This window comes from Bacillus cereus group sp. MYBK79-1 (assembly GCF_051915365.1).
Lineage (GTDB): Bacteria > Bacillota > Bacilli > Bacillales > Bacillaceae_G > Bacillus_A.
Genome location: NZ_JBQAEO010000015.1, coordinates 58,170 through 81,992 on the forward strand (window position 1 = coordinate 58,170; position 23,823 = coordinate 81,992).

Consider the following 23,823-nt stretch of genomic DNA (forward strand, 5'->3'; position numbering starts at 1 on the left):
ACGATTGCTCGTATACCTTTTGTGTACCTTTATTACTTTGCAACGAAATAATCCGTTACATATTGTGCCCAAACTTCATGCCCTTTAGCACTTGGGAAACCAAACTCTTCTGTTAAGTATGGCAGGATAGCCTTCGTTGCTGCATCAGGCCATGCTCCCCAGTGATCCACATATGTATAACCGTTTTGCGTCGCAAATTGTTTTAACGCTTCAATTGCCTTCGGATAATTCTTCGCACCATACACTGGGTTTGGTGGTTGAATCATAATCGTAGCACCCTTTGCACTAGTAGAAAGTGCCTGCACGAATTTCTGTGTACTCGCAACAGAGTTTCCATTACCAGTTTTACCATTGTCAGTAATAAATGGTGGTTCGAATAAAATCACATCTGGATTTTCTTTCGCAATCTCTTTATCACGCTTATTTGCGATTAACTCGTCCGTACTTTCACCCTTATATTCCTTTACCGTCACATTCCATAAACCTTTACCATAAGCAGTTTCTAAATTAGCCGTTAACTTAGCTGCCCAAGCATCTTTTTCAGATGAAGAAGCTTCATCACCAACAATAACAAGATTTACTGCCTTGTTATCCTCAGCAGCTTTCTTTAACTTCTCTTTCACTTCATCTGGTAAATTCTTTGCATATGCTTCATTAAAAGATGACTTCGCATCTTGTTTTTTCTCTATTTTCTTCGCTCCGCTATCTTTCACTTCAGACTTCGTTTTCGTTACTTCACTCGTCTGTCCTGTCGCATTCGCAACCTTCTTATTCCAATATAATTTACCGCTCACAACCGAAGCGACAAACAATACAAAAATAAATAGGACAAGTACTGCTTTCTTATTCATCGATTCACCTCATCTATTAATCTCACAATATATAATACTAATATAAATCTAAGCAAAAATAAACCCAACTCCTTCCAAAGGAGTTGGGTTATTACATATTACTTCGTCACTTCAAGATGCGCTCTTAACTTATTCGTAATATCTTGTTTTGCTGCATCTGGAACGTAATAGTACCAAATACCATCAGCGGCCTTGTGGCCGTCACCTGAGATTTGGATATCTTCACTATTTTTCAAACAATCTTTATAGTTCTTTTGCATATCAAACATTTGATCTTGCGTTAAGTTTGTCTTCACATTCTTCTGAATTGCTGTTAACACATCGCCATAGCTTGATAAAGAAGAGAAGCTTGCACCCTTCTTAATAACAGCCTGCATTACTTGACGTTGGCGCATTTGACGTCCGAAGTCACCGCGAGGGTCTTCTTTACGCATACGTGTAAATGCTAGGGCTTGGTCACCTGTTAAATGTACATTACCTTTAGCAAAGTGATGACCATTCGCAGTAAATTCTAAATCATTATTTACATCTACCCCACCAACTGCATCAACAATATCTTTAAATCCTTCCATATTCACTTCAATGTAGTAATTGATAGGAACATTTAAGAACTTTTCTACAGTTGCGACAGACATATCTACTCCACCAAATGCATAAGCATGATTGATTTTATCACTTTTTCCTTTTCCAACAATTTCGGTATATGTATCACGAGGGATACTTACTGTTTTCATTGAATTATTTTTAGGATTTAAAGTAATAACCATTAAAGAATCTGAGCGACCTTTATCTTCACCACGTTCATCGGCTCCTAGTAATAGGATAGATACTGGTTCAGATTTATTGATTTTTTCTTCTTGCTTATTACCTTCATCACGCTTTAATGGTTTATGAACTTCATCTAATGTTTTTGAGACTTTTGAGTACACATTATAAGCATATATTCCTCCGCCTATAATCATTACTCCTATAACCCCTAGTATCCATAATAGGATTTTCTTTTTCATTGCTATAGACCTCTTCTTTCCATTATTCCGGATTTCCTCAGATAATACAAATACTAATTTAGTCTATTATACTAGGAATGATATTCTATAACTAGTATAATATCATTCAAGTACCGTAGACTTTTAATTATTTTACTTTATAGTAATCTACATACCAATTAGTAAACTCTTGTAATCCCTTTTCAATAGATGTCTCAGGTTTAAAATCAACAGCTTTCTGCAATAAATCCGTCGATGCGTAAGTAGCCGGTACATCCCCTGGCTTAATAGGTTCAAAATCTTTTTTAAACTCTACTGCCCTTCCTAATGAGTTACTCAATGCTTTCTCTAATGCTTTAATAAATACCATCAACTTTTCAGGGTTATTATTACCAATATTAAATACTTTGTGCTTTACATCTTCTACAGGTGGATTGCTTAAAAGACGTTGAATTCCCTCAACAATATCATCTATATAAGTAAAGTCACGATATAAATCATTTTCAAAGTCACCATTATTAAATATCTTAATGGATTCATCATTGAAATACTTATTTGTAAAACCAAAATAGGCCATATCCGGACGCCCCATTGGCCCGTAAACTGTAAAGAATCGCAATCCAGTTGCAGGAATCTTATACAAGTGACTATACGTATGTGCCATTAACTCATTTGATTTCTTAGTGGATGCATAAAGTGATACCGGATGGTCCACAAAATCCGTTTCCTCAAACGGTACCTTTTTATTAGCACCATAAACAGAACTAGATGATGCATATACAAGATGGTCTACTGGATAATGTCTACATGCTTCAATAATATTATAAAAACCAATAATATTACTTTGAATATATACATCAGGATTTTCAATTGAATACCTCACACCAGCTTGTGCAGCTAAATTCACTACAATATTTGGCTTGTATTCTTCAAAAATCTTAGTAATCATATCCTTATCAGAAATATCACCTTTAATAAAATTAAATTTCTCATATGGCTTAAGTTGCTCCAAACGAGCATATTTAAGATTCACATCATAATAATCGTTTATATTATCAACACCTATGACTTTGCAACCTTGTTCTAATAATTTCTTAGATAAGAAATATCCAACAAAACCCGCTGCTCCTGTAATAAGGTATACTTTACTATTATCTAGAAGCTTGTAATTCAACGTTACCCAACTCCTTCATACGTTCTCTATTTGTAGATTTTCTTCCGATAGAATGATACTCTACTGCAGCTTCTTGCATCGCTTGAACATCATAAATATTTCTTCCATCATATACTAGAGGTGTTCTCATTAATTTCTTATAAGTTTCTGGAGTTAATTCTTTCACTTCTCCCCATTCTGTGAAAATAAAGCATACATTTGCACCTTCTAATGCATGTTCGACATTAGAAACATATGTAATATTACCATTTTTATTTTTACCCTCTGGGTACACTTTAGCAAAGTTATTTGCACCGACTGGATCAAATGCATAAATATCTGCGCCCTGCTCTAACAGTAAAGGAATATTTTCAAGAGATGCAGCTTCTCTTAAGTCATCTGTACCTGGTTTAAATGTCAATCCTAACACCGCTACTTTAAGACCATTGAAAGTAATTAACCTTTGGCTCGCCTTTTTGTATAATAAAGTCTTTTGATCCTTATTTACATCGATAGCAGCCTTTACCGTTTTTAATTCGTAACCATTTTGGCTCGCTAAATACTCTAATGCTTTAGTATCTTTAGGGAAACATGATCCCCCAAACCCAATACCTGCATTTAGAAATTTACTTCCAATACGCTCATCAAAACTCATACCTTTTGCAACATCTTGAATGTCCGCACCAACTAACTCACAAAGGTTTGCAATATCATTCATATAAGAAATTTTAAGAGCTAAGAAATCATTTGAAGCGTACTTAATCATTTCAGCGGATCGTCTATTAACCGCAACAATAGGTAAATGGAATGGTTTATAAAGATTCATTAATACTTCTTCTGCCCATTTACTTTCAGTACCGATAACAATTCTTTCTGCATATAACGTGTCATGGACAGCAGAACCTTGTGCTAAAAACTCTGGATTTGATGCTACTTCAACTTTCACATCATTAACTAAAAAGTCTTGAATAAACTGCTCAACTTTGTCATTTGTTCCAATTGGAACAGTTGATTTTACAACAACGAGACAATTTTTTTCTATACTTTCAGCAATTTGCTTTGCAACAGTTGCAATATATGAAAGGTTTGCAGAGCCATCCGCTTGTTCTGGAGTTCCTACACCAATAAAAATTGCATCTGCATCTTTGTACGCTGCTTTGTAATCTGTTGTATAATCAATTCTTCTAGCAGCATAGTTCTTCTGCATTAGTTCTTCTAAACCAGCCTCATAGATTGGGGAAACTCCAGATTTCATTAAATCTACTTTTTTCTCATCGATATCAACACAAGTCACTTGATGACCAACTTCAGCAAAACATACGCCTGCTACTAGGCCGACATACCCTGTTCCTGCTACTGCTATTTTAAACATACCTGATACTCCTTTTACTTTTTTTAAATGCTCAAATCGTAAAAAATAAAGTCTTTTTTATATCATATACACATAAGAACAAATGGTTTATATACCCAAAATTAATTAGCATAATTTTCATTTATAGCATACTCTCAACTTATGAGTCTCTAAAGCTCCTATAAAACAACCTTCTATTCTAAAAATTGCAAAGTATATTTTGTCAAAACTAATACTCTCTATGATTTAATCTTAAAAATCTTTAATATATACATCATATCTTTTTTCATGTTAGGAAGTAGATAAAGCAAGACAAAATAGAACAATATACAAATAAAAATCGTTATAACATCCCATATTATTCCATCGTTTAATAGTTGAAGTACATAGCCTAACAAACCCATCGTTATCGCTGATGTTAAAGTAGGTAAAACATTATTTATCATTTTCATTACCGGAAACCCTACAAAAAACTTCAGCACTAAGAAATGTACTGCAATTGCCTCTATTCTAATTAATGATCTAGCGTAAACAAATGCCCAAAATCCATATTTTCCACTTATAATACATACTGGAATGAGTACTATTAAATGCAAAATTTGAGCTAAAAATGATAACTTAGGCCTTCCTTTCGCTCTATATACTTCACTACAATAATGTCCAAGTACTATCTGTATCGCACTTGTTAATGCCCAGATAGCAATTATTTTACTAGCATCTATCCATTGATCTCCTAAAAGGATTTTTACTGCTAAATCACTAAATAAATATACACCTATCCCTAAAGGAAAGACTAAAATAGAAATTGCCCGCTGCATCTTAAAAAATGTTCGATTAAATCTATCTTGATCATCTTGTAAGCGCGATAAAGCAGAAAAAAGGATAGGAGTAGTAGCAGATGTAATTATAGCCAGAAAAGCACTAACCATCGTTGTAGACGTTTTATATAGACCAAGTAAATATTCATTAAATAAACTTCCCACTATAAATGCATCTATCCATATTGTAAGCCAAATTGAAATCGCTTCTATTAACGACCAAATACTAAACGACAGCATAACTTTTAAAACCTTAATATCATAAAAAAGCTGCGGCCTCCATTTTGACTTAATATTCAATATAATCGCATTTACAATTTGACCACAAATTGTTCCAATAATTAATGACCAGTAACTCATTCCAATTAAAGCAAGAGGAATAGTAACAACAAAAGGAACACTAACTGACATCAACCGTACATAAAATAAGGTTTTAAAATCAAATTCCCGTCTAAATAAAGCCATCTGTATACTAGAAAATGAAGATATCGGCAACTGAACACATGAAATAACTATTACTAGCCCTAGTCCAGGATTTCCAACTAAAGTTGCAATTTGATTTGAAAAAATTCCAATTAGGCCCCAAAGAATAAGCGATATCCCAAAATTCGTCCAAAATGCCACGTTAGCACTTCTGTACTTTTCCTTATCGTTCTTGAATTCATGTTGGACTAAGTATTTTTGAAAGCCCGCATCAGTAAACATATCTGCAAAGCTTATAATCATGGTGATAGTTGCTATAACACCAAAAGCTTCTGGAGAAAGAATCCTAGCCAAAATTAAATTAGTAAAAGGAATAACTATTTTAGCAGCTATTTCAGTAATAGATGCCCATCGAGTTGCTTTTAAAACCTTACCTCTTAGATTCTCTTGCTCCATCTTATGACTCCTCTTTATCTCAAAAAAATTACTTTATACGAACTAATATTATTATGTTCTATGAAATTATATATATATTTATTATTTTTTAACTCTACTTTATTTATCAATCGGCAATTGCAACCAACTGCCCATCTTGTAACCAAATTCCTCGGGTTCAAACTTTTCATATCCACTACCATGATAGAACGTCATTTCGCCAAAATATATCTTATCCTTAATAGAATAAAAATCCACTCTAACATGATAGTATTCTTTCGATAATATTCTAGCTAATTGGAGCATTTCTTCTAATTTTTCTGGTTTTTCAATTAACCTTTCAGGATCTGTTGGATGTTTAATAGATGATGAAACATAATTCCAATCAGCATCATATAAATTTCTTTTATGACCCTCGAAGCGGTTATAATCTACCTGTATTATTTTAGGTTCCCCTAAAAAGCAAAATATTTTATAGTCCTTTAATTCGATTCCCGATTCATCTACCATAAACTTTTCACAAATAATGCGAGGCTTTACATTCTTATACGGCCATTCTCTACCGTGATAATAAAAGTTTCTTTTTAAACTTCTGTTAATTTTCTTTTTAGCCTTTTTTAAGTTTAAAGCACCCTTATCCTCACACACAATTAATCCACCAGAATCATGTGTACATTTTAGGACAAACTGATTAGGTAACAGATTAAAATCAATGTCCTCAAACATATCCCACTCTCCTAATAATGGAATAAGGTACTCCTTCCCTATGGTTTTCTCTATATGTTTTCTGACTTCCAGCTTATCCACAAGTTGTGTATATTCTGGATTCCTATCATAAAGCTTTAACCATTGCAATTTTTCATTAAATGTCATCGGTTTTTTTAAGTCTAACTTTTTTCCCGTTCTTAACCAAAATTTAGTCTCCAAAAATTTATCATCCGGGTAATTATTGAATATTTTTAAGTTCATTAAACGGGAAATAATCATTTTGGGATTTTTAGCTATTTTATATATCTTTTTAAATGCCATTACCATTCATTCCTTACATTAGGTTCTATTCTGTTTAAATTATTTATGGTGTCTATTTCTTTATACTTACATACGCTATATATACCACTGGCATGTATATAGCTAACCTAAAGGACAACATATTTAATATAATTGTTGAATTTAAGATCATACCTTGCGCCAAATAAAATGAAACAATTGAAGCTATGAAAACTATTTCTATCTTATTACTTTTAGAATACAATGAATCAAAAAATACGCCCAACCTGACCGTTATTACTGATAGAATAGGGGCTAAGATCCAGCCAAATAACATATATCCTTCGCCAATCATTGGCAAAATTTGATCTCCTCTCCATCCATTTAATCCCATGGACATTCTTGTATCAAACAAATTAGCAACTGTAGAAAAATCAATGTTCTTTACAACAGCTCCAATTCCAAATAACGGTCTGAGGAATCCAAATAAGTATGTCTTTATATCAAGTTCACTAGGAAAATAATTTATTGCTTCAATTGCAATTGCAACATTATATTGACCAAGAAAATATGTCTGTAAAAAATCCAAATCAAAATATTCTACAAAAAAGCCATTTACCGAATCATGTAACCCTCGAGATACAGTTGTAACAGCAACAAGGATTACTCCAATAGAAGCAATAGCAAAAATAGTGGTTCTTTTATATTTGGGAAATAAGTTCCACAAAAACAACAAAATAGCAAAGGTATCAGCCAACAATTTTTTTCTATTAGTTCCTATTCTAATACCAATGATAACCATAGATATTACTAAAATAAACATATAAGAAAACAAGCTGTTTTTTGAAAAACCACCTTTGAATTTTCTTTGTAATAATATAATAAACGCAAAAAGAATAAAATATTTCGCATTAATTAAACATTCTCTAATTCCTAAAATAAGTGGTGATCCGATTTCATCATTTAATGCCCTATTAACCTCTCCAAAGAAACTTAGTCCCTGTCGAGCTTGTGGAAATAAAATAATTAATATAACCGATACTAAAGCAAAAATTAAATAAATTAACGGATTAGCCTTTGATTCAAGAATTTTTTTCTGTTTCTTATAATTATCCGGTATTGTTTTTTTAGACCAATAGAAAATTAATATTGAGGTTATTAATAGTTCCCAACACATTAGTATACCTGCCAAATTCAGACTTTCTGAAGATGGTGATACTTTTGATATTCCCCAATATGTGCCATTTAAAATTGTTACTATGGACAAAACGACATATCTTATAAAAGCAACACCTGAAAATAACACTATAAAAGGCGTTCTTTTTTTTATAAGTGGTTCCCATAAAAACAAATAAAAACATAACAGGAAAATTAATGGTAATAGAACAGTAATCTGATACCCCTCTTCTAATGACTCAAAATTGACAAACAGGATAAAAATCAGATATACTGTCACACTAATTATTGCACAGATATACTTTATAATTGTATTTTGATTCAAATATCAATTCCCTCACATTCTTTCTCATTTTCTTAAAAACGATATAAGCCATCTTTAAATTCTTTGAAAAACCTACCTCTTCTTTCCTCTATATTTTTCTTATCATATTTTTGAGACTCAGTATAATTACGCATTGCCTGTTTTCTCATTATTTGTTTATCAAATTTTTTCAAAATCATACATATTTCCTGGATATTCTTTCTCGAGTTACTAAAAATAAAATCTGCCTCTATCAACTCGGGTATTCCAGCTGTTTTAGCTCCAAAAGCGGGCAATCCTCTACTCATTGCCTCAATTAATGCTCTTGGCAGCCCTTCTTGTTTACTCGGTTGTACATATATATCAATAGCCTTTAGCCATTTAAAAACTCTATCGTGTGGCATAGGACCTAAAAATTTCACCTGATCGATGACATCGTATTTTTGAGCCATAGTTTTTAGGTAACTCTGGTCCCCTCCACCTACCAATTGGTATTCAAAATTACTTATACCTTGCTTTTTCAATTTACCTAGGGCCTCAATTACATACTGTTGTCCTTTATATTTAACATCAACAGCTGCGGTAGTACCCAAAGTTATTTTATCTTCACTATCCATTTTTTCTATTTTTTCCAATCTCTCCCGAAGGGTTTCATCATCAAATTCCTTAAGAGCCACGTTAGAACAATTTGTACTTTTTCCCTTAGTTGGATACCTCTTTTGTAAGAATTCATTAGTTACATAAACTGCATGACTAGCAGATTTAACGCGCTTTTTTGTAGCATAATACATAAATGGCGCTACTAGCTTCCCTTTTAAACTATGATTCCAAAAAGCATCCCACGGGCATGCAACCACTTCAATCAAATATGGTTTTTGAAGTTTTCTCGCAATATCAACAGCAACAGACCCAATAATGCTCGGAAGACGAACAACTACATAATCTGACTTTATAATCTCTTCCTCTATAATTTTCTCAGCCATTTTTTTACCTGATAACATTCCTTTTGAGCTAGATAAATTAGGACATTCCACAACATCAAAAGGTGATACTGTAATTTTGGATAGATTTTTCTCCGCCTCGTTTTTGGATGTTTTATTTACTCTAATTACTACAGCAAGCTCATCAGCGATTGTGTAGTAACGTCTAAAAGTTTCATCATTATGTGCTACTCCATAATAGTTATTATATTCATCTATTCTTAATGGCCCATCATGACAGAAAAGTACTCTCATAATTATAATTACCTCATCTCATTTTTTGTGGATCGGGCAAAATGAATTCCTCACCTAATTTTAAATCAAATTTATCAGGAGTAAATTGAACATACCCAGTCCAAGGATAAAATGTTAATTCACCAAAATACACCTTGTTATTAACCCAATACAAATCTACGCGAACAAATGGAAAATCTGCTGCAAGAATATTAGCAACCCTTAACATTTCTTCAAGTCCATCTGGCCTAGACACATTATCACCAAAATTTGGATAATCCGTACTAACATCAATAAAATTCCACTTTTCGTCATAAATATTTCTCTTATGGTCTATATGCCTGTCGACATCCAGTATAATATACCGTGCCTTTCCATTGAAACAAACAAACTTATAGTCATTAATTCCATCAAATGAATTTGTATCATCTTCTAAGTATTGCTCGACTATTATTTTTGGTACAATATCTTTATATGACCACTCGCGGCCGACCGAATAGTTATCCCTTTTCATCCAGTCCTGCAAAGATGTTTTAATTTCATTCAATTTTAATTGTGACTTATCCTTGCATAAAATATTTGTACCACTACCATTTGTTGTCTTCATAACAAATTTATTCGGTAACAAATCTAAGTTTATTTGATCAACATTATCATAAACTGCATGTAATTTATTTAATATATGCCCAAGATTTTTGGACCTAATATACTCATGTACCTCATATTTATCTGCGCATTGGGTCATAATAGACGTTCTATAATACATCTTGTACCACTGTAACTTTTCTGTCCAACGTTGCGGATTTTTCAAGTTTAGCTTCCTACCCATTTTTATTCTATATTGTAATTTAAGCATCCATGAGTCCGGAATAAATTTCATAAATTGCAATATTTTAAAGCGCATCTCTTTATTTTTAATAATTTTTCTATAATCCACTCTTTTTCACCCCAAAATCTTCCCTATTTCTTCTATATAAGAATCTACTACTATCTTCCTATCAAATTCATTTTCAACCTTGGCTCTTCCCATTATCCCCATTTTTCTTTTAGATTTATAATCAAGCCTTAAGAACCTCTCGATTTTCTCTATCAAGTCTTGACTATTCTGTTGCTCCACAATATAACCATTTTTCCCATGATCAACTATCTCTCTACACCCACTTCTATTAGTTGTGATTATTGGTCTACCACAAGCAGCACTTTCTAATAGTACATTTGACATCCCTTCAGGATAATAAGTAGGGTGGATTGTACAATTTGAAATTTTATGAAATTCCCTAATATCACTTTGCATCCCATGATATTCAATAATACCATTTGCCTGCATTTCTTTAAGTGTGCTTTCATAAGCCTCTTCACAAAAACCAAGAATATGGAACTTTGTATTCGGATAATTTTCTTTAATAAATTTTGCTGCATCTAAATATTCCGCAATCCCCTTCTCTTTCATTACACGAGCAATAAACAAAAAATTTACTGTTGTATCAACTGGGTAATCTAACAAGCAATATTGATCAAGATTAACACCAGATCCTGGTATTAATCTATGGTTATTGCTAACAATTCTTTTCCTCGCAAAGAATTCTCTATTCTCTTCATTTTGAAAGAATACACAACTTGCTTCTTTTAATGCTAACTTGTATAGAGCTACAGTGATTTTTTGTAATAAACCACCATTTTCAACTGCACTTCCTAAACCAGTTATATTTGATATATATGGAATACCACTCATCTTGCACGCCAGGCCACCATAAATATTTGGTTTTATCGTATATGTTAATACCAAATCTGGTTTAACTTCTCTAATAATCTTCTTGTAATTTATCAATAATTTTAAATCTGTTATTGGATTGGTACCCCTTCTACTAATCGGTGTCTCAATAAAATTACATCCTAATTCTTTTAGATAAGGCATAAATTCACCATTAGGAAGTGATATATAAACTTTATAATCTCTTGCCAATTCTATTATTAATTCTTTTCTAAATTTATATAATCCTACATCATTATTTGCTAATATTAAGACCTTTTTCATTCTGTAATCTCCTAGCTGGAACTCCAACGTATGTTCCTGATTCCGATATATCTTTAGTAACAACCGTTCCTGCACCAATTCTACAACTATCCGTAATATTAATATTATTACTTACCACAGTGCCAATACCTAGCCAAGTACCTCTTCCAACCCTTACGGTACCTGCTAAATGTGTCCCCGGGGATATATGCACATAATCTTCAATAATATTATCGTGATCTATTGTAGAAGCAGTATTAATAATGCAGCCTTTTCCGATTTGAGTACAGCAATTAATTACTGTTCCCGCCATAACTACTGTTCCCTGTTCCAGAAAAACCTGTGCCCCAATAACTGCATTTGGATGAATTAAAACTGGTATACTCGCTCCCTGAGATTCTAGTTGTTCTTGAACCTTTTCACGTATAGTATTATTACCAATGCCCACAAAAATATCGTAATCCTTTATGTATTTCGAAACATCTGCGGACTTTCCAATAATTTTTATACCTGTTAAGGTTTTTACCTCTTCACTATCATCAAGAAAAGCAACACACTCCCACTTATTCATTTTTAATGCAATATCAGCTATAACCTTCCCGTGTCCGCCAGCACCTATTATAAGAAGTTTTGTTTTCATAACTTTATACTTCCTTTTTGATCGCCCTTAAATGGTTCCATTGTAGCAGCTGTTTCTGAATTAATTCCTTCTCTAATAAAAACCTTCTTAATTGTTAAAAGGATAATCTTCCAATCCGCAGTAAAACTTACATTATCTACATACTCTACATCGTAATTAAATTTCTCTTCCCAACTAATAGCATTCCGACCGTTAACTTGTGCTAATCCTGACAATCCAGGCCTAACTTCATGGCGGCGCTTTTGATGTTCATTATATAGTGGTAAATACTGAACTAATAAAGGTCTAGGTCCTATAATGGACATATCACCTTTAAAAATATTTAAAAGCCCCGGTAACTCATCAAGTGATGTTGAACGTAAAAATTTTCCGAACTTAGTAAGTCTTACACTATCAGATAGTAACTCACCGTTTTCATTTTTTTCATCTGTCATTGTTCTAAATTTATACATCTTAAAAATAGTTCCATTTAATCCTGGTCGCTCTTGTTTAAATAATACCGGGCTACCTAACTTTGTTTTCACAAGAAAAGCAACGATAAGGAATACTGGACTAAGCATTATAATAGCAATTAAAGACAGCATAAAATCCATGGGTCTTTTTATAAACCGTCTATAGATGCCAACTTTAGAACTCCTCATTACGCTATCCACAACCCTTTAATAATTTTCACAACTCTATCTAAATCTTTATCTGTCATTTTTGTATCACTTGGTAGGCAAACACCATTCTCAAAAAGTTTCTCCGACACATCTGTACCAACAAAATCATACTTCTCAAAGAATGGTTGTAAGTGCATAGGCTTCCAAACTGGTCTAGATTCAATATTTTCTTTTTCAAGAGCCTCCATTACGTCTATTGGGCGAATCTTACCGTTCAATGTCATAGAGCTTAACCAATAGTTTGGTTCATTCCATTCATTACTAGGCATAAATTCAATACCTTCGAGACTTTCTAATTCTCTCTTATAAAAATCAAATATGTATCTTTTCTTCTGAACCCTTTGATCTAAAACTTTAAGCTGTCCTCTACCAATACCAGCAACTACATTACTCATACGATAGTTAAAGCCTAATTCACTATGTTGATAGTGTCTGGCTTGATCTCTACTTTGAGTAGCCCAAAATCTTACCTTTGAAACTCTTTCCTCATTATTAGAAACGAGCATACCACCACCAGAAGTTGTAATAATCTTATTTCCATTAAAAGAGAAAATACCATAATCACCAAAACTTCCAGTATGCTTCCCTTTATAGTACGTTCCTAAAGATTCCGCAGCATCTTCAATTAAAGTAACATCGTATTTTTTACAAAGTTCAACAATCTTATCCATGTCCGCAGAAAGACCATATAAATGAACTACTATAACTGCCTTTACGTTCGGATACTTTTTAAAAGCTTCTTCCAAAGCTTTAGGACACATATTCCAAGTTTCATAGTCACTATCTATGAAAACAGGAGTAGCATTTTGATAAATGATAGGGTTTGCTGTAGCTGAGAATGTAAGGGTTTGGCAGAAAACAATATCTCCCTCCCCTACTCCAGCTGCTTTTAAAGCCAAATGAATTGCAGCTGTCCCAGAAGATAGCGCTGCAGCTTCTTTAGAACCAACTTTTGCAGCTAATTCTCTTTCAAATCCGTTTACATTTTCCCCAAGTGGTGCAATCCAATTTGTATCGAAAGCTTCCTTAACATAATGCATCTCATAACCTTCATCACTCATATGTGGTGATGAAAGAAATATTCTTTCTCCCATTTAAAAAACTTCCTTCCCTTAAGTTAGTTTTTAAGATTAACTTTATTATTTGCAATATCTAATAATCGTTCTCTTATTTCTTCTTTACTAATTTCTCCAAAATCATTCATAAACTGTCTTAGAATCGCTTGATCCATTAAAACAGCCTTTCCTATATGAATTTTAGGGAATATTTGCTCTGGATGAATCTCACCTTCATTTAATAACTCTTCATACATTTTTTCACCTGGTCTTAATCCAGTAAATTCAATTCCGATTTCTTCAACAGAAAAACCTGAAAGAGTAATTAAATTTTTAGCTAAGTCTACAATCTTCACTGGCTCTCCCATATCCAGTACAAACAATTCTCCACCTCTAGCTAGCGTGCCAGCTTGAATTACTAACCTAGAAGCTTCTGGTATTGTCATAAAGTAACGAATCATATCAGGGTGAGTAACTGTTACAGGTCCACCCTTTTGAATTTGCTTCTTAAATAATGGGATCACACTTCCCCTACTCCCAAGAACATTACCAAATCTAACTGCAACAAAGCGCGTACCCGTACTTACAGACGCCATATGTTGGACAAGCATTTCTGCAAATCGTTTTGTAGCTCCCATTACGTTGGTCGGATTTACAGCTTTATCTGTAGAAACCATAACAAACGTATTTACTTTAAACGTATCTGCAGCTTCTGCTACATTTTTTGTGCCAAAAATATTGTTTTTTACAGCCTCTTCAGGATTACGTTCCATTAAAGGTACATGTTTATGCGCAGCTGCGTGATAAACAATATACGGACGATGATTATCAATTATTTCAAAGATCTTATTTCGATCTTGTACATCTGCAATTTCTGTCGTAATTTCAACTATATCTTTATAGGTAACTCTCATTTCCATTTCGATATTATAAATGCTGTTTTCACCATGTCCAAGAAGAACAATTTTACTCGGCTTGTACTTCATTACTTGACGGCAAATTTCTGATCCAATTGATCCACCAGCACCTGTTACTAATATTGTTTTACCTGTAATCTTCTCCCCAATTCCTGCATCATCTAGCTTTATTGGTTCTCTTCCTAATAAATCTTCTACTTGCACATCACGGAATTCATTCACAGATACTTTACCATCTAAAAGATCTTCAAGCATTGGTACAATTTGTGTTTTCGCCTTCGTTTTTCTACACTTCTCAAAGATCTCGTTTATTTGATTTCTATTTAAAGAAGGAATTGCAATAATAATATGTTCAATATCGTTATCTTCCACAATTTCTTGAATATGATTTGTTGTACCGACAACTGGTACGTTATAAATTTCTAATTTTTGTTTATTTCTATCATCATCAACAAACGCAATTGGATATAAATCCGCTTCTTTATTATGTTGCAACTGACGTACTACCATTGTTCCTGCTGAACCTGCACCAATAATTAGTGTTCGTTTTTTATCAGCAGCTTTTACAATATACGTATCACGGAACATACGCCATACAAAACGTGAACCTCCGATTAATAATAAATGTAACATCCATGCGATTGCTAAAATTCTAACGTAAATATCATGATTTATAATTTGTTGCACAATTGCTGTTACAATAATAGAAAGTGTAATTGCTTTAAATATCTGCTTTAATTCCCCAATACTTGCATATTCCCATGCCTTATTGTAAAGCTTATAAATAGCAGCAAAAATATGATGACTACATAGTAATGTAATAGAACTAATAATTACTGTCGTAGGAATGTTACTCAATGTATTTGGATGTATAAACCAATAACTCAAGTACACGGCAGTTAATACGATAAATGAATCTAATAAAACTAATAATGAGAGCCGTTTTTGATAACTCAATATATCTTTTCCCTTCTTTATATAATTCATAGCTTATTGATAATCAAAAAAGTACATTCTTTTATGAATGTACCTCTTCCTTTTTTATAAGTTCTTTCATATACTTCATTAACTCTAAACTTAATTCTTCATTTTGAAGCGCCATCTCAATTGTCGTCTTAATAAACCCAAACTTCTCCCCAACATCATAACGAGTTCCTTCAAAGTCATAAGCAAACACACGCTGAATTTCATTTAATCGTTGAATCGCATCTGTTAATTGAATCTCTCCACCTGCACCTGTTTGCTGGTTCTCAAGGAACGTAAAAATTTCTGGTGTTAATACGTAACGTCCCATAATAGCTAAATTAGATGGTGCTGTACCTTGAGCTGGCTTTTCTACAAATTGACGCACTTGATAACGGCGATCATTCTGTTCAACCGGATCAATAATACCGTAACGATGTGTTTCATTTTCCGGTACTGTTTGTACACCAATAACCGATGACTGTGTGCCCTCATATTGGTCCATTAGTTGACGTAAACATGGCGTATCTGCTTGCACAATATCATCACCAAGCAATACCGCAAATGGCTCATTTCCAATAAATTTACGTGCGCACCATACCGCGTGTCCTAAACCTTTTGGTTCTTTTTGTCTTATGTAATGAATATTAATTTTTGAAGAAGCTTGTACTTTTTCAAGAACATCCAATTTTCCCTTTTCAAGTAGAGTTTGTTCTAATTCAAAAGAATGATCAAAATGATCTTCAATCGCACGCTTTCCTTTTCCAGTAACAATAATAATATCTTCAATTCCTGATTCTATCGCTTCTTCTACTATGTATTGAATTGTTGGCTTATCAACAATCGGTAACATTTCTTTTGGCATCGCTTTCGTCGCTGGTAAAAATCTCGTCCCTAGACCGGCCGCTGGGATAATCGCTTTTCTTACTTTTTTCAATTGTATTCCTCCTGCATCCTTTTATTTGTATGTAGCAATAACAAAAACCCTACCTATAGAGTCATAGTTATAACTCCATAGGTAGAGTTTCTATCATAAATAAATGATGGGCATCTAACCCAACCTCACGTCATACTCCCGACAACAAGTGTCTAAGGTAGGTTCGAAATAAAAATTTCTACCCACAGCACGACCGAGTGCCTCCGTTGATAACGGTTAGGAGACATCACCTGTTCTTTATTTAAAAAATACCGAACAGTTTCTTACGACGAATTTGTTCTGGATCTTCTTTATAGATTGCTTTCCCGCTAATGATTAAATACGGATTCTCTCTCAAATCGTCCATAACACTTGCGCCGAATTCTTTCTTTATTAGTTCATAGCTCTCTGCTAGATGAAATCCTCTTGACGTTGTGTTATGTGCATCTGATGCAATCATATGGGTTAAATTATGCTCCACAAGCTGCAATGAAAACTTTTTAATTTTTTTACCAAACTTGCCTAGTAAACTACCCGCTGTTACTTGCGTTAGTGCACCTTTATTGACAAGATTGTATAACTTATCTGACCGCTCCATTAGCTCGGCATTACGTTCGGGATGAACGATAATTGGGATCATTCCTTTTACACGTAGTTCATATAGTAGTTGCTCTGCATAACGAGGTACATGATTAGATGGAAATTCAATGAATATGTATTTGTTTGTTTCATTTAAAGTAACGATTTTACCAGCTTCATAGTCCTCTAGTAAATCACCATATAACCTGACCTCTTGCCCTGGTAAAACTTTCAGTGGGATTTCATTTTGTTGCAATTCATCATTTAATTGCTTCACTTGATGAATAATAGAAGTACGCTCATTTACATATTTTCCATTTTGATGATGTGGTGTTGCGACAATTGTATGGATCCCTTCTTCAACAGCCTTTTGTGCCATCGCTAAACTATCCGTTACCGTTTGTGGACCATCATCGATGCCATGTAAAATGTGACAATGTAAATCAATCACTTATTTCATCCTCCTCTCCCGTAATCATCTTTTTTCCCTTGAATATGAGATTTATCTCATATTCAAGGGAAAAAAGGAGATATGCTCATATCATATCTCTCTTTTCAATTAATTAGCGCCGTAATAATAATATAAGCCATGTTCACGTTCACGATCATTTAGAACAACGCCTAACAATTTACCTTTTGCCGATTCTAATAAACCTTTTGCTTTTACTGCTGCTTCTTTTTCCGTTGCTTCACTACGTACAACAAGAATAGATGCATCACACATATTTGCCATAATTTGTGCATCCGTAACAGCTAAAATTGGTGGTAAATCAAAAATTACTAAATCATACATACTATATGCTTGCGCAAGTAGTTCTTGCATTGATTTCGAACCTAATAACTCTGCCGGGTTTGGCGGGATTGGCCCACACGCTAAAAAGTGTAAATTTTCTACTGCTGTCTTTTGTACACACTTATCGAAACGTTCACTATGTGTTAATACGTTCGTTAATCCGAAAATATTGTCCATTTGGAACATTTGATGCATCGCTGGTTTACGCATATCTGCATCGATTAATAATACTTTCTTTCCTTGTTGAGCAAACACAACCGCCATATTCGCTGTCGTCGTTGTTTTCCCCTCACTTGGGTTCGCAGATGTTACCATTAATGAATGTATATTTTTATCGACAGCTGCAAATTCAATATTCGTTCGAATATTACGATACTGTTCTGAAATTGGTGATTTCGGTTGTTGATGAGCAATTAATTGACGACGTTGACGATGATTTTTTTTCTTTTTAAATAAACTATTAAGAGCCAATTGTTTGTCCCCTCACTTTTCTTGATGATGGAGCATGCGATTTCACGTTCATTGTTTCTTCATCCATGCGAGCGACAATACCTAACACTGGTAAACCAAGTAGGTTTTCCACATCTTCTTCTTTTTTCACTGTGTTATCTAAGTATTCTAGTAAAAATGCAAGACCAACTGCAGCCATTAAGCCAACAACGAAGGCAATTGCTACATTTAACATTGGACGTGGTTTAATCGGAGATTGATTTTCTGCAACTTCTGCTTTAGATAGTACCGTTACGTTATCCACGTTCATAATTTTTGCAACTTCACCTTTAAATACATCCGCAGTTGCATTAGCAATATCACGAGCTAATTTTGGATCTTTATCTTCAGCTGTTACAGAAATGACTTGTGAATCTTTTTCATTCGCAACATTAATCTTCTTCGTTAAAGCTTGCGCTGTCATGTTTAAATTTAATTTTTCATTTACTTGTTCTAAGATTACTGGGCTTTTAATAATAACCTTATATGTATTCGTTAATTGAATATTCGTTTGAATCTCACCAGCTTGGAACATTGCACCTTCTTGTTTCTTCTGGTTAACAAGGATTTGCGTTGAAGATTGATAGATTGGTGTCATAAAGAAGAAGCTAATGATAGCACTTACTATAGCGGCACCAAAGGCGATTACGAGGATCATTGCTAAACGTTTTTTTAAAATATGAAATAACTCTTTCAAACTAATTGTTTCTTCCATAAGTTCCTCCAACTTTCTAAAATTTGCACATAAGAAAAATTATAACATATAAATCTTACATTTTTTATTTTGAATAACTTAGTTCTACATTTATTTACATCAAGCAAATATAATCTTACAAAATAATCTTAAATATGACAACACATTCCAACGAATTTCCAAAATTTCCATTATATCACGCTTTTCATATAATGCAATTGGAAATTTTATAAAAATTCAAAAAAAGCCGATAAAGTTAATTTATCAGCTTTTAAATTTACTATTGTATATATTATTTTCTAATAATATCCATATTGTTCCTTTTCTTCTCTTTTATCGTTTAAAACGACACCAAGTATTTTACCGGACGCTTTGTCTAATATTTGCTTTGCTTTTACGATTTTGTCTTTTTCTGTTTTTTCACTGCGTACGACAAGTACGATTCCATCACATTTGTTCGCAAGTAGTTGTGCATCGGTAACCGCAAGAACCGGTGGTGTGTCGATTAAAATAATATCAAACATGTTATATGCTTCTAGTAATAGCTCGTCCATTAAGCGGCTGCCTAATAGTTCAGCTGGATTTGGCGGGATTGGTCCTGACGCCATTAAGTATACATTCTCTATATCTGTTTTTTGAATGCATTGCATCAATTTTGCTTGTCCTGATAATAGGTTCGTTAATCCATTTGAACTGTGGATAGCAAATAAGTTTTGAATCGTCGGCTTACGCAAGTCAGCTCCGATTACTAAAACTTTCTTTCCTTGTTGACCAAAAACAACTGCTAAGTTTGCAATTGTCGTTGTTTTTCCCTCGCCTGGATCTGCCGAAGTAACAATAATAGAACGAACATGATTATCTACAGATGTAAATTCAATATTTGTACGAATGTTACGGTATTGTTCTGTGATGCGTGATTTAGGCTCTTTATGCGTAATTAATTGTCGTAATGGTTTTCTTTTTTTTCTCCCGAACATGGTATGATCTCCTCTTTTCAAAATGCGACACTTTCCCCTTTATCTCTCTATGTCCGATATGCTACGCCCATTTTTCATTTACTGATACCGTTAAAATTATCCATAACTTTCCTCTACACTTCATCATAACCAATCATAATAAGCTTTGTCCTATTTCATAACCTTCATAATGTGACAACCGCGTCTCTATTTTTATCGCGCTATCATTTATCTTAGTTTCAAGATATTTATAGCGTCATTATATATGAACTTCCATTCATTTACAATAAAAATTCTGATTACTCTGCATTTTAATATTTCGAATAAAAAATACATGAATTAAAAAAATCCTTCTGCCTATTGCAGAAAGATTTTTTTAATTCACATCTATTCTTTTTTATCACCAATCGCAAATGTAATTTCAGCTTCACATGCAACTTCACCATCTACTGTTGCGATTGCTTTTCCTTTGCCGATTGGACCACGTACACGTGTCATTTCTACTTCTAAGCGAAGTTGATCACCTGGACGTACTTGTTTTTTGAAACGACAGTTGTCGATACCTGCGAAGAAAGCAAGTCTTCCGCGGTTTTCTTCTTTCTTTAATACCGCAACTGCTCCGACTTGTGCTAATGCTTCTACAATAAGTACACCAGGCATAACTGCATAGTCAGGGAAGTGCCCGTTAAAGAATTCTTCGTTTGCGGATACATTTTTAATTCCAACCGCTCTTTTTCCTTCATCTACTTCTAATATTTTATCAACAAGTAGAAATGGATAGCGGTGAGGAATGATTTCTTTAATTTGTTCTATATTTAGCATGTAACAATCGCCCCTTTTGTAATATTGGTCTTACCACTTGGACATATTGTTTATTATCCCATTTTGTTTATTGTTTGTCATTATAAAGTGAAACTTTAATCAGTGGACGCCATTTCCCACTGATTATTAGTTGAACCAATCGGGCTTTTACGGGCAGTTGATTTCCCACCTAACTCTCTTGTATTCAAGGAATTTTTAGACGGGAATCTTACTGCCCGTTAATGCGGGGTAAAGTGAAACTTTACTTCCTATTTATAAAAAAATGCATACACTCTATTCCATTAAAATAGCTGCATATACTTGCAACCGACACGGAGGTAGAAAAGAGTGTATGCCCAAATTAGGGAAAGGCAATATGTATTGAAACATTATTTGCCTTAATGTCGTATTCGACTCATTATATTATAAACGTTTTCAAATAAGGAAATATTAAATTTAACCATATATATGAATATTTCACCTGTTTTCTTCATTTTTCTTTATTTTTCTTCTATTTTCTCAATAAATCAAAATAAAATAAAAGAATAAAAAAACAAAAAAACAAAAAGAACTACGGTTCACACCGTAGTTCTTCTCATCTTCTCTGCTATTTGCAAGCTAACAATAAATGGGGGATGCCCCCACTTATTAAAGTTTCACTTTATCGTAAAGCACGCTTTGGTAATTTATCAATATTCTCTAACATAATACCTGTACCAACCGCAACACATTGCATTGGGTTTTCAGCAATTAATACTGGTACTTTTAGTTCTTCTGCTAGAAGCATGTCGATACCGTGTAGTAAAGCTCCACCGCCTGTTAGAATAACACCGCGGTCGATGATGTCCGCAGATAGTTCTGGTGGTGTGCGCTCTAGTACGCCTTTTGCAGCTTGTACAATGATAGCCGCGTCTTCTTTTAGTGCTTCTGTAATTTCTTCAGAGCATACTGTAATTGTACGTGGTAAGCCCGTTACCATGTCACGCCCGCGAATTTCAAGCTCTTCACTACGTGCACCTGGGAATACTGTACCAACTTTAATTTTAATATTTTCTGAAGTACGTTCTCCAATTAATAGCTTATACTTACGTTTAACGTAGTTTAAGATCTCCATATCAAACTTGTCGCCAGCCATTTTGATAGAGGAAGAGGTAACAATATCACCCATAGAAAGTACAGCGATATCTGTTGTACCTCCACCAATATCAACAACCATGTTACCGCTTGGTTGGAAGATTTCCATACCAGCACCAACTGCGGCTACTTTTGGTTCTTCTTCTAAAAATACTGTTTTACCACCTGAACGTTCAGCAGCCTCACGAATTGCTTTTTGTTCTACTGATGTGATATTGGTTGGACAACAAATTAAAATGCGAGGTTTTGAAAAGAAGCTCTTTACGTCCAATTTGTTAATGAAATACTTTAACATTGCTTCTGTAATTTCGAAATCTGCGATTACACCATCTTTAAGCGGACGAATTGCTACAATATTACCAGGTGTACGTCCCACCATACTTCTTGCTTCTTCACCTACTGCTAATACTTTCCCACTATTACGATCAATTGCCACAACAGATGGCTCATTTAATACAATACCCTTGCCTTTAACATGAATTAATACATTAGCCGTACCTAGGTCAATTCCGATATCTCGCGCAAACATTCCCGTCATTTCCTCCTCGATATTCAAAATCAGGTTATACCCGAATTCTTTTACACCTAATTTCTGATTTTATCATAAATTTAACAGAAACGTAATATTCGCAAAAAGAATTCTTCTGAAAAATATTACCGAATTGAAACGGAATGTTTGCGATCGCATATTTATTGACGGACCGGCTTTTCTACATCTTCTTTTCTATACTTTTGCTTTGTTGCTTCTCCGCCTCTTAAATGACGAATAGACTTATGATAATCAAGAATTTCTTTCACTTCATTTGCGAGCTCTGGATTAATTTCTGGTAGACGTTCCGTTAAATCTTTATGGACTGTACTCTTTGATACCCCAAATTCCTTTGCAATGACACGCACTGTCTTTCTTGTCTCCACGATATACTTACCAATCTTGATAGTTCTCTCTTTGATGTAATCGTGCACACCACTCGCCTCCCTAAATTGGATGTGAGAAGTGTGAAATGAGCCTCGCTGCATACGACTAAGAAGTAAGTGTGAGTGCTGTTTGTAAGCGTTAAATATTCTTGGATTTATAATGAAATGATTCACGATTTCTCACCTCAAACACTCTCTTTGCTTTGGTTTATACCATTGTATTGCCCGCACTACTGATATATGCTACATGTTCACTATTTTTGCGGACTAAGTTAAGAAAAATTACGTTTTTTTGTGAGAAATACGTTAACAGTGACTATTTTGGCGAAAAAAATGACACCTTGTATATAAGGTGTCATTCTTCTCTTTCCAACTCTTCTTCTAATAACTGATGGTGGGGAACCTCTTTCTTACCAGCAATGTAATAATATAAAGTGAATAAAACAAACAATAAAATAATAGCAGTCGACAGAACAAACAAAAATGACACAGTATCCCCTCCCTTTTGTAATATATATTCGAGAATCTCGTCATTTTTCCTTGTTATTGCAACTTTTTTCTCGAAATTGAGTATTTTTATATAAAGTGAAACTTTAA

General features: G+C 33.8%; 23 protein-coding genes. All 23 read right to left on the reverse strand.

Features of this window, described 5'->3' with window-relative positions; genetic code table 11:
* Positions 1 to 32 precede the first annotated feature (32 nt).
* The 23 genes from ACTFOB_RS20790 to ACTFOB_RS20900 all read right to left on the reverse strand — a co-directional run bounded on the left by ACTFOB_RS20790 (position 33) and on the right by ACTFOB_RS20900 (position 23,716).
* Complete coding sequence (locus tag ACTFOB_RS20790; protein WP_440028633.1) at positions 33 to 851, reverse strand: SGNH/GDSL hydrolase family protein; 819 nt, start codon at positions 849 to 851, stop codon at positions 33 to 35.
* A 98-nt stretch (positions 852 to 949) separates the two neighbouring features.
* Positions 950 to 1,858 carry a polyisoprenyl-teichoic acid--peptidoglycan teichoic acid transferase TagU gene (gene tagU / locus ACTFOB_RS20795; protein WP_440028630.1) on the reverse strand — a complete coding sequence of 303 codons (909 nt, stop codon included), beginning with the start codon at positions 1,856 to 1,858 and terminating at the stop codon, positions 950 to 952.
* A gap of 127 nt (positions 1,859 to 1,985) precedes the next feature.
* Positions 1,986 to 3,011: a GDP-mannose 4,6-dehydratase gene (locus tag ACTFOB_RS20800; protein ID WP_440028627.1), complete on the reverse strand. Its 1,026-nt coding sequence runs from the start codon at positions 3,009 to 3,011 to the stop codon at positions 1,986 to 1,988.
* Positions 2,989 to 4,362 carry a UDP-glucose dehydrogenase family protein gene (locus ACTFOB_RS20805; protein WP_440028624.1) on the reverse strand — a complete coding sequence of 458 codons (1,374 nt, stop codon included), beginning with the start codon at positions 4,360 to 4,362 and terminating at the stop codon, positions 2,989 to 2,991. Before ACTFOB_RS20805 ends, ACTFOB_RS20800 begins: the two co-directional genes overlap by 23 nt.
* 218 nt (positions 4,363 to 4,580) lie before the next feature.
* A complete protein-coding gene (locus ACTFOB_RS20810) occupies positions 4,581 to 6,038 on the reverse strand; it encodes a lipopolysaccharide biosynthesis protein (protein WP_098914525.1) in 1,458 nt (485 codons plus the stop codon).
* 99 nt (positions 6,039 to 6,137) lie between these two features.
* Positions 6,138 to 7,046, reverse strand: coding sequence for an ATP-grasp fold amidoligase family protein (locus tag ACTFOB_RS20815; RefSeq protein WP_440028620.1), 909 nt, complete (start codon positions 7,044 to 7,046; stop codon positions 6,138 to 6,140).
* A gap of 52 nt (positions 7,047 to 7,098) precedes the next feature.
* Positions 7,099 to 8,505, reverse strand: coding sequence for a hypothetical protein (locus tag ACTFOB_RS20820; RefSeq protein WP_440028617.1), 1,407 nt, complete (start codon positions 8,503 to 8,505; stop codon positions 7,099 to 7,101).
* A 32-nt stretch (positions 8,506 to 8,537) separates the two neighbouring features.
* Positions 8,538 to 9,719 carry a glycosyltransferase gene (locus ACTFOB_RS20825; RefSeq protein ID WP_440028616.1) on the reverse strand — a complete coding sequence of 394 codons (1,182 nt, stop codon included), beginning with the start codon at positions 9,717 to 9,719 and terminating at the stop codon, positions 8,538 to 8,540.
* A 13-nt stretch (positions 9,720 to 9,732) separates the two neighbouring features.
* Positions 9,733 to 10,554, reverse strand: a complete 822-nt coding sequence (locus ACTFOB_RS20830; RefSeq protein ID WP_440032738.1) for an ATP-grasp fold amidoligase family protein — start codon at positions 10,552 to 10,554, stop codon at positions 9,733 to 9,735.
* An 87-nt stretch (positions 10,555 to 10,641) separates the two neighbouring features.
* Complete coding sequence (locus tag ACTFOB_RS20835; protein WP_440028611.1) at positions 10,642 to 11,733, reverse strand: glycosyltransferase family 4 protein; 1,092 nt, start codon at positions 11,731 to 11,733, stop codon at positions 10,642 to 10,644.
* Complete coding sequence (locus ACTFOB_RS20840) at positions 11,705 to 12,352, reverse strand: acetyltransferase (RefSeq protein WP_440028609.1); 648 nt, start codon at positions 12,350 to 12,352, stop codon at positions 11,705 to 11,707. Before ACTFOB_RS20840 ends, ACTFOB_RS20835 begins: the two co-directional genes overlap by 29 nt.
* On the reverse strand, positions 12,349 to 12,993 hold the full coding sequence (locus ACTFOB_RS20845) for a sugar transferase (protein ID WP_440028606.1): 645 nt from the start codon (positions 12,991 to 12,993) through the stop codon (positions 12,349 to 12,351). The genes ACTFOB_RS20840 and ACTFOB_RS20845 overlap by 4 nt, the downstream gene beginning before the upstream one ends.
* Positions 12,993 to 14,108: a DegT/DnrJ/EryC1/StrS family aminotransferase gene (locus ACTFOB_RS20850; protein ID WP_440028604.1), complete on the reverse strand. Its 1,116-nt coding sequence runs from the start codon at positions 14,106 to 14,108 to the stop codon at positions 12,993 to 12,995. Before ACTFOB_RS20850 ends, ACTFOB_RS20845 begins: the two co-directional genes overlap by 1 nt.
* A gap of 23 nt (positions 14,109 to 14,131) precedes the next feature.
* On the reverse strand, positions 14,132 to 15,943 hold the full coding sequence (locus tag ACTFOB_RS20855; RefSeq protein ID WP_440028600.1) for a polysaccharide biosynthesis protein: 1,812 nt from the start codon (positions 15,941 to 15,943) through the stop codon (positions 14,132 to 14,134).
* 61 nt (positions 15,944 to 16,004) lie between these two features.
* Positions 16,005 to 16,886 carry a UTP--glucose-1-phosphate uridylyltransferase BpsC gene (bpsC, locus tag ACTFOB_RS20860; RefSeq protein WP_440028596.1) on the reverse strand — a complete coding sequence of 294 codons (882 nt, stop codon included), beginning with the start codon at positions 16,884 to 16,886 and terminating at the stop codon, positions 16,005 to 16,007.
* A gap of 241 nt (positions 16,887 to 17,127) precedes the next feature.
* Positions 17,128 to 17,895 (reverse strand): tyrosine-protein phosphatase, encoded by a 768-nt coding sequence (locus ACTFOB_RS20865; RefSeq protein WP_440028593.1) that lies wholly within the window; start codon positions 17,893 to 17,895, stop codon positions 17,128 to 17,130.
* Positions 17,896 to 18,003: 108 nt separating this feature from the next.
* Entirely contained in the window at positions 18,004 to 18,708 is a 705-nt protein-coding gene (locus ACTFOB_RS20870; RefSeq protein WP_440028590.1) for a CpsD/CapB family tyrosine-protein kinase, read from the reverse strand.
* Positions 18,698 to 19,441 (reverse strand): YveK family protein, encoded by a 744-nt coding sequence (locus tag ACTFOB_RS20875; protein ID WP_429602393.1) that lies wholly within the window; start codon positions 19,439 to 19,441, stop codon positions 18,698 to 18,700. Before ACTFOB_RS20875 ends, ACTFOB_RS20870 begins: the two co-directional genes overlap by 11 nt.
* Positions 19,442 to 19,719: 278 nt before the next feature.
* Positions 19,720 to 20,397 (reverse strand): CpsD/CapB family tyrosine-protein kinase, encoded by a 678-nt coding sequence (locus ACTFOB_RS20880; RefSeq protein WP_440028587.1) that lies wholly within the window; start codon positions 20,395 to 20,397, stop codon positions 19,720 to 19,722.
* Between the two features lie 366 nt (positions 20,398 to 20,763).
* The gene (fabZ, locus tag ACTFOB_RS20885) at positions 20,764 to 21,198 is read right to left on the reverse strand and encodes a 3-hydroxyacyl-ACP dehydratase FabZ (RefSeq protein WP_000931959.1); all 435 of its coding nucleotides are present in this window, start codon (positions 21,196 to 21,198) and stop codon (positions 20,764 to 20,766) included.
* Positions 21,199 to 21,838: 640 nt separating this feature from the next.
* On the reverse strand, positions 21,839 to 22,840 hold the full coding sequence (locus ACTFOB_RS20890) for a rod shape-determining protein (protein WP_076541461.1): 1,002 nt from the start codon (positions 22,838 to 22,840) through the stop codon (positions 21,839 to 21,841).
* Positions 22,841 to 23,001: 161 nt separating this feature from the next.
* On the reverse strand, positions 23,002 to 23,274 hold the full coding sequence (spoIIID, locus tag ACTFOB_RS20895; RefSeq protein WP_000544012.1) for a sporulation transcriptional regulator SpoIIID: 273 nt from the start codon (positions 23,272 to 23,274) through the stop codon (positions 23,002 to 23,004).
* 307 nt (positions 23,275 to 23,581) lie between these two features.
* A complete protein-coding gene (locus tag ACTFOB_RS20900; protein WP_000008903.1) occupies positions 23,582 to 23,716 on the reverse strand; it encodes a hypothetical protein in 135 nt (44 codons plus the stop codon).
* Positions 23,717 to 23,823 lie beyond the last annotated feature (107 nt).

Excerpts from the sequence above, each read along its gene's own strand:
- ACTFOB_RS20790 (WP_440028633.1), bottom strand. The coding sequence starts at position 851 with ATGAATAAGAAAGCAGTACTTGTCCTATTTATTTTTGTATTGTTTGTC.
- tagU (WP_440028630.1), bottom strand. The coding sequence starts at position 1,858 with ATGAAAAAGAAAATCCTATTATGGATACTAGGGGTTATAGGAGTAATG.
- ACTFOB_RS20805 (WP_440028624.1), bottom strand. The coding sequence starts at position 4,362 with ATGTTTAAAATAGCAGTAGCAGGAACAGGGTATGTCGGCCTAGTAGCA.
- ACTFOB_RS20810 (WP_098914525.1), bottom strand. The coding sequence starts at position 6,038 with ATGGAGCAAGAGAATCTAAGAGGTAAGGTTTTAAAAGCAACTCGATGG.
- ACTFOB_RS20815 (WP_440028620.1), bottom strand. The coding sequence starts at position 7,046 with ATGGCATTTAAAAAGATATATAAAATAGCTAAAAATCCCAAAATGATT.
- ACTFOB_RS20825 (WP_440028616.1), bottom strand. The coding sequence starts at position 9,719 with ATGAGAGTACTTTTCTGTCATGATGGGCCATTAAGAATAGATGAATAT.
- ACTFOB_RS20830 (WP_440032738.1), bottom strand. The coding sequence starts at position 10,554 with ATGCTTAAATTACAATATAGAATAAAAATGGGTAGGAAGCTAAACTTG.
- ACTFOB_RS20835 (WP_440028611.1), bottom strand. The coding sequence starts at position 11,733 with ATGAAAAAGGTCTTAATATTAGCAAATAATGATGTAGGATTATATAAA.
- ACTFOB_RS20840 (WP_440028609.1), bottom strand. The coding sequence starts at position 12,352 with ATGAAAACAAAACTTCTTATAATAGGTGCTGGCGGACACGGGAAGGTT.
- ACTFOB_RS20845 (WP_440028606.1), bottom strand. The coding sequence starts at position 12,993 with ATGAGGAGTTCTAAAGTTGGCATCTATAGACGGTTTATAAAAAGACCC.
- ACTFOB_RS20850 (WP_440028604.1), bottom strand. The coding sequence starts at position 14,108 with ATGGGAGAAAGAATATTTCTTTCATCACCACATATGAGTGATGAAGGT.
- ACTFOB_RS20875 (WP_429602393.1), bottom strand. The coding sequence starts at position 19,441 with ATGGAAGAAACAATTAGTTTGAAAGAGTTATTTCATATTTTAAAAAAA.
- ACTFOB_RS20880 (WP_440028587.1), bottom strand. The coding sequence starts at position 20,397 with ATGTTCGGGAGAAAAAAAAGAAAACCATTACGACAATTAATTACGCAT.
- fabZ (WP_000931959.1), bottom strand. The coding sequence starts at position 21,198 with ATGCTAAATATAGAACAAATTAAAGAAATCATTCCTCACCGCTATCCA.
- ACTFOB_RS20890 (WP_076541461.1), bottom strand. The coding sequence starts at position 22,840 with ATGTTTGCGCGAGATATCGGAATTGACCTAGGTACGGCTAATGTATTA.